This window comes from Escherichia sp. E4385, assembly GCF_963883145.1.
GTDB lineage: Bacteria > Pseudomonadota > Gammaproteobacteria > Enterobacterales > Enterobacteriaceae > Escherichia.
The window spans coordinates 23,036-34,251 of record NZ_CAWOOJ010000021.1; the positions used below are offsets into that span (position 1 = coordinate 23,036).

The 11,216-nt window shown below is 51.3% G+C and carries 9 protein-coding genes; 5 read left to right on the forward strand and 4 right to left on the reverse strand.

What is annotated here, in order from left to right:
• Positions 1-14 precede the first annotated feature (14 nt).
• The 3 genes from maeA to AACS80_RS21140 all read left to right on the forward strand — a co-directional run bounded on the left by maeA (position 15) and on the right by AACS80_RS21140 (position 3,286).
• Positions 15-1,712 carry a malate dehydrogenase gene (gene maeA / locus AACS80_RS21130; protein ID WP_024166593.1) on the forward strand — a complete coding sequence of 566 codons (1,698 nt, stop codon included), beginning with the start codon at positions 15-17 and terminating at the stop codon, positions 1,710-1,712.
• A gap of 133 nt (positions 1,713-1,845) precedes the next feature.
• Positions 1,846-2,856, forward strand: coding sequence for an alcohol dehydrogenase AdhP (adhP, locus tag AACS80_RS21135; protein WP_000642407.1), 1,011 nt, complete (start codon positions 1,846-1,848; stop codon positions 2,854-2,856).
• Between the two features lie 145 nt (positions 2,857-3,001).
• On the forward strand, positions 3,002-3,286 hold the full coding sequence (locus tag AACS80_RS21140; protein WP_004975840.1) for a HigA family addiction module antitoxin: 285 nt from the start codon (positions 3,002-3,004) through the stop codon (positions 3,284-3,286).
• 4 nt (positions 3,287-3,290) lie between these two features.
• Here the strand turns inward: AACS80_RS21140 and AACS80_RS21145 are convergent, their stop codons facing one another.
• From AACS80_RS21145 to fdnG, 4 genes are all read right to left on the reverse strand, one after another.
• Positions 3,291-3,767, reverse strand: coding sequence for an NUDIX hydrolase (locus AACS80_RS21145; protein ID WP_130259035.1), 477 nt, complete (start codon positions 3,765-3,767; stop codon positions 3,291-3,293).
• A gap of 71 nt (positions 3,768-3,838) precedes the next feature.
• On the reverse strand, positions 3,839-4,492 hold the full coding sequence (fdnI, locus tag AACS80_RS21150) for a formate dehydrogenase-N subunit gamma (protein ID WP_000045638.1): 654 nt from the start codon (positions 4,490-4,492) through the stop codon (positions 3,839-3,841).
• Complete coding sequence (fdnH, locus tag AACS80_RS21155) at positions 4,485-5,369, reverse strand: formate dehydrogenase N subunit beta (protein WP_001240581.1); 885 nt, start codon at positions 5,367-5,369, stop codon at positions 4,485-4,487. Before fdnH ends, fdnI begins: the two co-directional genes overlap by 8 nt.
• Positions 5,370-5,381: 12 nt before the next feature.
• The gene (gene fdnG / locus AACS80_RS21160) at positions 5,382-8,429 is read right to left on the reverse strand and encodes a formate dehydrogenase-N subunit alpha (RefSeq protein ID WP_138183984.1); all 3,048 of its coding nucleotides are present in this window, start codon (positions 8,427-8,429) and stop codon (positions 5,382-5,384) included.
• A 231-nt stretch (positions 8,430-8,660) separates the two neighbouring features.
• Here fdnG and yddG point away from each other — a divergent pair, with 231 nt between their 5' ends.
• A complete protein-coding gene (gene yddG, locus AACS80_RS21165; protein WP_130210507.1) occupies positions 8,661-9,542 on the forward strand; it encodes an aromatic amino acid efflux DMT transporter YddG in 882 nt (293 codons plus the stop codon).
• Positions 9,543-9,821: 279 nt separating this feature from the next.
• Positions 9,822-11,210: a nitrate/nitrite transporter NarU gene (narU, locus tag AACS80_RS21170; RefSeq protein WP_138183985.1), complete on the forward strand. Its 1,389-nt coding sequence runs from the start codon at positions 9,822-9,824 to the stop codon at positions 11,208-11,210.
• The last annotated feature ends 6 nt before the right edge of the window (positions 11,211-11,216 follow it).

An 11,216-nucleotide genomic window follows, 5' to 3' on the forward strand; every position in this document is an offset into this window, starting at 1 on the left:
AAAGAGTGAGTGACATGGAACCAAAAACAAAAAAACAGCGTTCGCTTTATATTCCTTACGCTGGCCCTGTACTGCTGGAATTTCCGTTGTTGAATAAAGGCAGCGCCTTCAGCATGGAAGAACGCCGTAACTTCAACCTGCTGGGGTTACTGCCGGAAGTGGTCGAAACCATCGAAGAACAAGCGGAACGTGCGTGGATCCAGTATCAGGGATTCAAAACCGAAATCGACAAGCACATCTACCTGCGTAATATCCAGGACACCAACGAAACCCTCTTCTACCGTCTGGTAAACAATCATCTTGATGAGATGATGCCTGTTATTTATACCCCAACCGTCGGCGCAGCCTGTGAGCGTTTTTCTGAGATCTACCGTCGTTCACGCGGCGTATTTATCTCTTACCAGAACCGCCACAATATGGACGATATTCTGCAAAACGTGCCGAACCATAATATCAAAGTGATTGTGGTGACCGACGGCGAACGTATTCTGGGGCTTGGTGACCAGGGCATCGGCGGGATGGGCATTCCAATTGGTAAACTGTCGCTCTATACCGCCTGTGGCGGTATCAGCCCGGCGTATACGCTGCCGGTGGTGCTGGATGTCGGCACTAATAACCAGCAACTGCTTAACGATCCGCTGTATATGGGCTGGCGTAACCCGCGTATTACAGACGACGAATACTATGAATTTGTTGACGAGTTTATCCAGGCAGTGAAACAACGCTGGCCGGACGTGCTGTTACAGTTTGAAGACTTCGCGCAAAAAAATGCGATGCCACTGCTTAACCGCTATCGCAATGAAATTTGTTCCTTTAATGATGATATTCAGGGAACCGCGGCGGTAACGGTAGGCACACTGATCGCAGCAAGTCGCGCGGCAGGCGGTCAGTTAAGCGAGAAAAAAATCGTCTTCCTCGGTGCAGGTTCAGCGGGATGCGGCATTGCCGAAATGATCATCGCCCAGACCCAGCGCGAAGGATTAAGCGAGGAAGCGGCGCGGCAGAAAGTCTTTATGGTCGATCGCTTTGGCCTGCTGACCGACAAGATGCCGAACTTGCTGCCTTTCCAGACCAAACTGGTGCAGAAGCGCGAAAACCTCAGTGACTGGGATACCGACAGCGATGTGCTGTCACTGCTGGATGTGGTGCGCAATGTCAAACCGGATATTCTGATCGGCGTCTCCGGACAGGCCGGGCTTTTCACCGAAGAAATCATCCGTGAGATGCACAAACACTGTCCGCGTCCGATCGTGATGCCTCTGTCTAACCCGACCTCACGCGTGGAAGCCACACCGCAGGACATTATCGCCTGGACCGAAGGTAACGCGCTGGTCGCCACTGGCAGTCCGTTTAACCCAGTGGTATGGAAAGATAAAATCTACCCTATCGCCCAGTGTAACAACGCCTTTATTTTCCCGGGCATCGGGCTGGGCGTTATTGCTTCCGGCGCGTCACGTATCACCGATGAGATGCTGATGTCGGCAAGTGAAACGCTTGCTCAGTATTCGCCGCTGGTCCTGAATGGCGAAGGTCTGGTACTGCCGGAACTGAAAGATATTCAGAAAGTCTCCCGCGCAATTGCGTTTGCGGTTGGCAAAATGGCGCAGCAGCAAGGCGTGGCGGTGAAAACGTCTGCCGAAGCGTTGCAACAAGCCATTGACGATAATTTCTGGCAAGCCGAATACCGCGACTACCGCCGTACCTCCATCTAAGCCTGCGCCCGGTAGTGAAGACTACCGGGCAATTTTTCTCTCCCTTTTTCAGATCTCATCCATACTGGGTAGTGGCGAATAAATCTCATTTGCCTCACCTGCTATGCAGAACATCATCCGAAAAGGAGGAACTATGAAGGCTGCGGTTGTTACGAAGGATCATCATGTTGACGTTACGGATAAAACACTGCGCTCACTGAAACATGGCGAAGCCCTGCTGAAAATGGAGTGTTGTGGTGTATGTCATACCGATCTTCATGTTAAGAATGGCGATTTTGGTGATAAGACCGGTGTGATTTTGGGTCATGAAGGTATTGGTGTGGTGGCAGAAGTTGGCCCAGGTGTCACCTCATTAAAACCAGGCGATCGTGCCAGCGTGGCGTGGTTTTACGAAGGATGCGGTCATTGCGAATACTGTAATAGTGGTAACGAAACCCTCTGTCGTTCGGTAAAAAATGCCGGATACAGCGTTGATGGCGGGATGGCGGAAGAGTGCATCGTGGTCGCCGATTATGCGGTAAAAGTGCCAGATGGCCTGGACTCGGCGGCGGCCAGCAGTATTACCTGCGCGGGCGTCACCACCTACAAAGCCGTTAAACTGTCAAAAATTCGTCCAGGGCAGTGGATTGCTATCTACGGTCTTGGCGGTCTGGGTAACCTCGCCCTGCAATACGCGAAGAATGTCTTTAACGCCAAAGTGATCGCCATTGATGTCAATGATGAGCAGTTAAAACTGGCAACCGAAATGGGTGCAGATTTAGCGATTAACTCACGCACCGAAGACGCCGCCAAAATTGTGCAGGAGAAAACCGGTGGCGCTCACGCTGCGGTGGTGACAGCGGTGGCTAAAGCTGCGTTTAACTCGGCGGTTGATGCTGTCCGTGCAGGCGGTCGTGTTGTGGCTGTCGGTCTGCCGCCGGAGTCTATGAGCCTGGATATCCCACGCCTTGTGCTGGATGGTATTGAAGTAGTCGGTTCGCTGGTCGGCACGCGCCAGGATCTAACCGAAGCCTTCCAGTTTGCCGCCGAAGGCAAAGTGGTGCCGAAAGTCGCCCTGCGTCCGTTAGCGGACATCAACACCATCTTTACCGAGATGGAAGAAGGCAAAATCCGTGGCCGTATGGTGATTGATTTCCGCCGCTAAGAGGCCTTTGCTGCGACTGCCATGTTCGGGTCGCAGCATCGCACACTCTCCAACATGAAATGGCTAAATGGATTATTGTTGCGTAGGAAGGAACAATAATGATAGTGTTCCCAGTGAAGGAACACTACTGAGAGTAAAGACACTGATGAAAATGGCCAATCATCCCCGCCCGGGGGACATTATTCAGGAATCACTGGACGAACTTAATGTCAGCCTGCGCGAGTTTGCCAGAGCAATGGAAATTGCGCCCTCAACGGCAAGCCGATTGCTGACCGGAAAAGCAGCTTTGACGCCAGAAATGGCAATTAAACTTTCTGTGGTGATCGGCAGTTCGCCGCAAATGTGGCTGAATCTGCAAAACGCCTGGAGTCTGGCAGAGGCAGAAAAAACGGTCGATGTGTCGCGACTGCGCCGTCTGGCTGCGCAGTAAATATTTACTCATTTCCGACCGCTGGATTTCTCTGCGACACCTGTTTCGAAAGGAAATCGACAAGCAACTCCAGCGGAAATACAGTATCTTTTGTCTGGCGCAATTCCTCCAGTGACCACCAGCGGTGATCGCCTATAACGAGCTTTTCATGATGACTCCAGCCAGAAAATTCAGTCTCTTTTTGCGCTACGCGGATCATAAAGAAACGCTCATCGGCGATAACGCTTTCTCCGCTCGGTAACATCATGGTGAATCTTTGGCTGGCTATTTGTGGTCCGGCTGACTGGCGGGAAATGCCTGTTTCTTCCTGCAACTCCCTTAACGCAGCCTCTTCGAAAGACTCGTTATGTTCCAACCCACCACCAGGCGTAGCCCAGTATTGTCTTCCGGTAAGCGCATCATCAGTATGCTGAAAACGAAATAACAGCACCCGATTATCGGCGCTGAGAACAAATAATCTTGCTGCAGGGCGTATACGCATAATAACCTCCATGTCAGATAAAAAAATGGCGCCTTTTACAGCGCCATTTTCAGCTTAAAGTTCAAAAGAGATTATATCCCTTCTTCACTCTCTTTTTTCGCTTCTGCCTTCTCGATTTCACGATACCAGCGCGGATGGTGTTTCTTCGCCCAGCGACGGCTCACCTTCCCTTCGATCATCCCTTTAATCGACCCTTTCACCCAGAATGCCATATACATATGGATCAGGATGGCGTGGATCAGGATGATACCCGCAGCCGCGTGGATCAGCAGGCTGTAGCGAACAACCTGCATCGGGAAGTACTGCGCAAAGTACGGACGCCAGATAATCACCCCGGTCACCAGCAACACAAAAATCATGCTCATGATCGACCAGAACATCATCTTCTGTCCGGCGTTGTACTTACCAACATCCGCCACTTTGTGCTCATTGCCTTTCAATACTTCAACAATGTTCAACAGCCACGGAATATCTTTCTTATCCGGGATGTTGTGATGCACAAAGCGGAAGAACATAAACATCAGCGCGACGAAAATCGCAATGCCGAAGAACGGGTGCAAAATGCGCCCCATCTGCGGCGTACCGAAGGTTTGCGTCAGCCATTGCAGCGTCGGGAAGAAGAACGAAATCCCGGACAGCGCCACCAGGAAGAAGCAAATCACCACGGTCCAGTGACAGGCGCGATCAATAAACTTGGTGCGCACAATCATTTTCGACTTACTCATGATGTTCCTCCTCGTCATCGTCCACTTCCTTATTCGGGCCAATACCGATGTAGTGGAAAATCAACCCAGCAAAAGTGGCGATAAAGCCAGCCGCTGCCAGCGGTTTCAACGCGCCTTTCCACAGGTTTACCGAGGTGTCGATCTTCGGATCTTTCGGCAGACCGTGATACAGCTCCGGCTGATCGGCGTGATGCAGCACGTACATGACGTGCGTACCACCGACACCTTCCGGGTTGTAGACGCCAGCATGTTCGTAACCACGCGCTTTCAGTTTCGCCACGCGCTGTTCCGCCAGCTCCAGCATCTCCTTTTTGGTGCCGAAGTGGATAGCCCCGGTCGGACAAGTTTTCACACAAGCCGGTTCCTGACCGACGCTGACGCGATCGACGCAGAGTGTGCATTTATATACCCGGTTATCCTCTTTGTTGAGGCGCGGAATATTAAACGGACACCCGGCAATGCAGTAACCACAGCCGATGCAGTTTTCCGACTGGAAATCGACAATCCCGTTAGCGTACTGAATGATTGCACCAGCAGACGGGCACGCCTTCAGGCAGCCCGGATCTTCACAGTGCATACAGCCGTCTTTACGGATCAGCCACTCCAGCTTGCCGTTCTGTTCGGTTTCGCTAAAGCGCATCACCGTCCAGGACTTGGCGCTCAGATCGGCGGGGTTATCGTAAACCCCGACGCAGTGCCCCACTTCATCACGGATGTCGTTCCACTCCGAACACGCCACCTGACAGGCTTTACAGCCGATACAGGTAGAAACGTCGATAAGTTTCGCGACTTCTGCTTTGTAATCACGCACCTGCGAAGGCGGCGTGATGGAGTTAGTTGCGGACCTTTTGATAATGTCCTGCGTTTCCATAGCCATCTGTTCGCCCCCTTACGCCTTCTCGATGTTTACTAAGAACGCTTTATATTCCGGCGTTTGCGAGTTTGCATCACCGACATTCGGCGTCAGAGTGTTAGCGATATAACCTTTACGCGCGACACCCTCAAAGCCCCAGTGGATTGGAATACCCACCGTTTCAACCTGCTGACCGTTTACATTCAGCGGTTTCAGACGGCGCGTTACCACAGCCACCGCGCGGATAAAACCACGCTTGCTGGAGACAGTGACACGATCGCCATTGGCAATGCCTTTCGCTTCTGCCAGCGTTTCGCTGATTTCCACAAACTGTTCCGGCTGAGCAATTGCGTTGAGCAACGCGTGCTTGGTCCAGGTGTGGAAGTGCTCGGTCAGACGATAGGTCGTACCCACATACGGGAACTGCTCTTTTTTACCCATCCGCAGCGCGTCTTGTTCATACAGACGAACGACCGGGTTAGACACCACGTTCGGATGCAGCGGGTTAGTCCCCAGCGGCGTCTCAATTGGTTCGTAGTGTTCCGGGAACGGGCCTTCCGCCATTTTGTTAATGGCAAACAGACGTCCCATCCCTTCCGGCTGCATGATAAACGGCCCGGTTGGCGTACCCGGTGCGGCATTGCCGAAGTCAGGAATATCGTTACCCGTCCACTTGCTGCCGTTCCACTGGATCAGCATCCGTTTCGGATCCCACGGTTTACCGTTGATATCCGCCGAAGCACGGTTGTAGAGTACGCGACGGTTGAGCGGCCACGCCCAGGCCCATCCCAGCGTATTCCCCAGACCGGACGGGTCGGAGTTATCGCGGTTAGCCATCTGGTTGCCCTGCTCGGTCCAGCTACCGGTATAGATCCAGCAAGAAGATGCGGTCGTACCGTCATCACGCAGATGCGCAAAGCTACTCAGCAACTGACCTTTCTTCGCAATCAGCACCCCATTAGCGTCATAGAGATCTTCCAGCGCATAGCCGTTGTTCTCTTTTGCCACTTCGTCAGACTGCGGCTCGTGCGGCTGCTTGTAGTTCCAGCTCATCTTCATCAGCGGTTCTACACCTTTACCACCTTCGGCTTTGTACAGCTCGCGCAGATGATGGTAGATGCCCGCCAGAATTTCGCCGTCGTTACGCGCTTCGCCCGGTGCGTCCTGACCTTTCCAGTGCCACTGCAACCAGCGACCGGAGTTAGCGATAGAACCATCTTCTTCAGCAAAGCAGGTCGAAGGCAGACGGAATACTTCAGTCTGAATAGACGCCGGATCAACATCGTTCGACTCGCCGTGGTTCTGCCAGAAGGTAGAGGTTTCAGTCACCAGCGGATCGATAACCACCATGTACTTCAGCTTGCTCAGGCAGCTCACCACTTTGTTTTTGTCCGGGAAGGACGCAACCGGGTTAAAGCCCTGGCAGAAATAACCGGTAACCTTGCCTTCGTCCATCATGTTGAAATACTTGATGACGTCGTAGGTCTGATCCCACTTCGGCAGCCAGTCGTAGCCCCAGTTATTCTCTTTCTGCGCGGCATCGCCGTAGAAAGATTTCATCAGGCTAACGAAGAACTTCGGATAGTTGCTCCAGTAGTTCACCTGATCGGCCAGCGTCGCTTTCGGCGTATTCGCTTCCAGATACGACTGCAAATCAACCTGTTTTTCTGACGGCAGCGTCAGATAACCCGGCAGGCTGGTAGAGAGCAGGCCTAAGTCGGTCAGGCCCTGAATGTTGGAGTGACCACGCAATGCGTTCACGCCGCCACCGGCCATACCCATGTTACCGAGCAGCAACTGGATCATCGCCATAGTACGGATGTTCTGCGCACCCACGGTGTGCTGCGTCCAGCCCAGCGCGTACAGGAAGGTGGTTGTGCGATCCGGCGCGCTGGTGGAGGCCAGCACTTCACACACTTTCAGGAAGTCGGCTTTTGGCGTACCGCAGATGTTTTCAACAACGTCCGGTGTGTAGCGGGAAACGTGCTCTTTCAGCAGGTTCCACACACAGCGCGGATGAGTCAGTGTTTCATCGCGTTTCGCATAGCCGTTTTCATCGAACTGATAGTTCCAGGACGACTTATCGTACTGGCGTTTTTCAGCGTCATAGCCACTGAACAGGCCATCTTCGAAAGCAAAATCATCACGCACCAGCAGGCTGGCGTTGGTGTAATGCTTAACGTATTCGGCGTTGATTTTGTTATTTTCGATCAGGTAGCGCAAAACGCCAGACAGGAACGTAATGTCCGTACCGGAACGAATAGGTGCGTAAATATCCGCTACAGAAGCGGTACGCGTAAAACGGGGATCGACAACGATCAAGGTTGCATCGTTGTTGTTTTTCGCTTCCATCGCCCAGCGGAAACCGACGGGATGTGCTTCAGCAGCATTACCGCCCATCACCATTACGACATTAGCGTTTTTGATATCCACCCAGTGGTTGGTCATCGCACCGCGACCAAATGTTGGAGCAAGACTTGCTACCGTTGGTCCGTGTCAGACGCGCGCCTGGTTGTCTACCGCCAGCATCCCGAGGGAGCGGGCAAATTTCTGGGTCAACATCCCGGTTTCGTTGCTGGCACCGGAGGCACACAGCATACCGGTAGAAAGCCAACGGTTTACCGTTACGCCCTGCTCGTTCTTTTCAATAAAGTTAGCATCACGGTCAGCTTTCATCAGCTTCGCAATACGGGAGAATGCTTCATCCCAGCTAATGCGCTGCCATTTGTCAGAACCTGGCGCACGATATTCCGGGTAGCGCAGACGGTTTTCGCTGTTGACGTAATCCAGCAAACCGGCCCCTTTCGGGCACAGCGCACCACGGCTTACCGGATGATCCGGGTCACCTTCAATGTGATAAATCGCTTCTCTGGCGTTTTTCGCGCCATCACCCAGGCTATACATCAATAGCCCGCAACCTACGGAACAGTATGTGCAGGTGTTACGGATCTCTTTCGCGCGTAATAATTTGTAGTTTCGCGCCTGAGCCAGTGCTTGCTTCGGGGCAAAGCCCAATGCTGCTACTGTTGTTCCCGCCATACCGCCCGCGCAGATTTTAAAAAATTGTCTGCGACTGACGTCCATTGCTTTCCTCTTTTTTCAGGGGTATTACTGCGCGAGGAAACTAACAGTAAAATTCTGAATCTTTTTGCGCGAAATCAAAAAGAACACCTGTTTGCCACAAAATAATCCGCCTGCGCAAATTGACCTACCTCAATGGCGGTAGAAAAACACACCACTGCCTGACAGCCTGGTTAAAAAAATGCTATAAATTTCAGCTTAATTTTTAACGGCAAGAGAGACTAAACAGCGAGCATGACACGACAAAAAGCAACGCTCATAGGGCTAATAGCGATCGTCCTGTGGAGCACGATGGTAGGATTGATTCGCGGCGTCAGTGAGGGGCTCGGCCCGGTCGGTGGCGCAGCTGCTATCTATTCATTAAGCGGGCTGCTGTTAATTTTCACGGTTGGCTTTCCGCGCATTCGGCAGATCCCCAAAGGTTATTTACTTGCGGGGAGTTTCTTATTCGTCAGCTATGAAATCTGTCTGGCACTTTCCTTAGGGTATGCAGCAACCCGCCATCAGGCAATTGAAGTGGGCATGGTGAACTATTTATGGCCCAGTCTGACGATACTTTTTGCCATTCTGTTTAATGGCCAGAAAACCAACTGGCTGATTGTACCAGGATTGTTATTAGCCCTTGGTGGCGTCTGCTGGGTATTAGGGGGTGAAAATGGCCTCAAGCCGGATGAAATTATCAACAATATCACTACCAGCCCGTTGAGTTATTGCCTGGCTTTTATTGGTGCTTTTATCTGGGCCGCTTATTGCACGGTCACCAATAAATATGCCCGTGGATTTAACGGTATTACCGTTTTCGTCCTGCTGACGGGAGCAAGTTTGTGGGTTTACTATTTTTTAACGCCGCAACCGGAGATGGTATTTAGCACGCCCGTCATTATAAAACTTATCTCAGCGGCATTTACTTTAGGATTTGCTTACGCGGCGTGGAACGTCGGCATTTTACATGGCAATGTCACCATTATGGCGGTAGGTTCGTATTTTACGCCTGTGCTTTCGTCGGCGCTTGCTGCGGTACTGCTTAGTGCTCCGCTATCGTTCTCTTTCTGGCAAGGCGCATTGATGGTCTGCGGCGGTTCCCTGCTCTGCTGGCTGGCAACGCGTCAACGATAAGCAAAGGCTACGACAATAAAGCCACGATTCATACGGCAACAAACACGTTTGCCGTATGTTAGTTTAAAAATAAGTAAAAAAATATGATGCATTGTTGTTACATTCAGTAACACATATCCATTCAGATAATCAGCTTTCTCCCCCCGCAGTTTCGCTTTGTTATCTATTCTTTCAATCAGCACTTCACTCTATTTACTCTTAATTCTAATAACGGACCATTGCGTCCAATGTCCTGCCTTGTCTTTTTTTCATTAACAATGTGTGCATGTGAGGAAGAATATGGCACTACAAAATGAGAAAAATAATCGTTACCTTTTACGCGACTGGAAGCCAGAAAATCCGGCATTCTGGGAAAATAAAGGAAAACACATTGCCCGAAGAAACCTCTGGATATCAGTAAGTTGTTTACTCCTTGCCTTCTGTGTCTGGATGTTATTTAGCGCAGTTGCCGTTAATCTCAATAAAATCGGCTTTAATTTCACTACTGATCAGCTTTTTTTATTAACCGCCTTACCTTCCGTTTCCGGTGCATTATTGCGTGTTCCCTACTCCTTTATGGTGCCTATATTCGGCGGACGCCGTTGGACAGTTTTTAGTACCGTGATTCTGATTATTCCTTGCGTCTGGCTCGGTATTGCTGTGCAAAATCCGAATACCCCTTTTGGGATATTTATTGTTATTGCTTTGCTCTGTGGTTTTGCTGGCGCGAACTTTGCTTCGAGTATGGGAAATATCAGTTTTTTCTTCCCGAAAGCCAAACAAGGCAGTGCATTAGGGATTAATGGCGGGTTGGGGAATTTAGGCGTCAGCGTGATGCAACTGGTTGCGCCGCTGGTGATTTTTGTACCGGTATTTGCTTTTCTTGGCGTCAATGGCGTACCGCAGGCCGATGGTTCTGTGATGTCGCTGGCGAACGCCGCATGGATTTGGGTACCGCTACTGGCGATTGCCACTATCGCCGCCTGGTCAGGGATGAATGATATTGCCAGTTCACGTGCGTCAATTGCTGACCAGTTGCCCGTTTTGCAACGGTTGCATCTGTGGCTGCTGAGTCTGCTCTATCTCGCTACCTTTGGCTCGTTTATCGGTTTTTCCGCCGGATTTGCCATGCTGGCAAAAACACAGTTCCCGGATGTGAATATTCTGCGTCTGGCGTTCTTTGGCCCGTTTATCGGTGCCATCGCGCGGTCAGTGGGTGGTGCTATTTCCGATAAATTCGGCGGCGTTCGGGTGACGCTTATCAACTTCATTTTTATGGCGATTTTCAGCGCCCTGCTGTTCCTCACCCTACCTGGCACGGGTTCCGGCAATTTCATCGCATTTTACGCTGTGTTTATGGGGTTATTCCTAACCGCTGGTTTGGGAAGTGGTTCTACTTTCCAGATGATCGCCGTCATCTTTCGCCAGATAACAGTTTATCGCGTCAAGATGAAAGGCGGCAGCGATGAACAGGCCCAGCGAGAAGCAATCACTGAAACGGCGGCGGCGCTGGGCTTTATTTCGGCCATCGGCGCGGTGGGCGGCTTCTTTATTCCACAAGCATTTGGCATGTCGCTGAATATGACCGGCTCGCCAGTGGGCGCGATGAAAGTGTTTTTAATCTTTTACATCATCTGTGTGCTGCTGACCTGGCTGGTTTATGGTCGGCGGAAGTTCAGCCAAAAATAAGAGATC

Coding starts and splice junctions, on each gene's coding strand:
- maeA (WP_024166593.1), top strand. CDS start 15: ATGGAACCAAAAACAAAAAAACAGCGTTCGCTTTATATTCCTTACGCT.
- adhP (WP_000642407.1), top strand. CDS start 1,846: ATGAAGGCTGCGGTTGTTACGAAGGATCATCATGTTGACGTTACGGAT.
- AACS80_RS21140 (WP_004975840.1), top strand. CDS start 3,002: ATGAAAATGGCCAATCATCCCCGCCCGGGGGACATTATTCAGGAATCA.
- AACS80_RS21145 (WP_130259035.1), bottom strand. CDS start 3,767: ATGCGTATACGCCCTGCAGCAAGATTATTTGTTCTCAGCGCCGATAAT.
- fdnI (WP_000045638.1), bottom strand. CDS start 4,492: ATGAGTAAGTCGAAAATGATTGTGCGCACCAAGTTTATTGATCGCGCC.
- fdnH (WP_001240581.1), bottom strand. CDS start 5,369: ATGGCTATGGAAACGCAGGACATTATCAAAAGGTCCGCAACTAACTCC.
- yddG (WP_130210507.1), top strand. CDS start 8,661: ATGACACGACAAAAAGCAACGCTCATAGGGCTAATAGCGATCGTCCTG.
- narU (WP_138183985.1), top strand. CDS start 9,822: ATGGCACTACAAAATGAGAAAAATAATCGTTACCTTTTACGCGACTGG.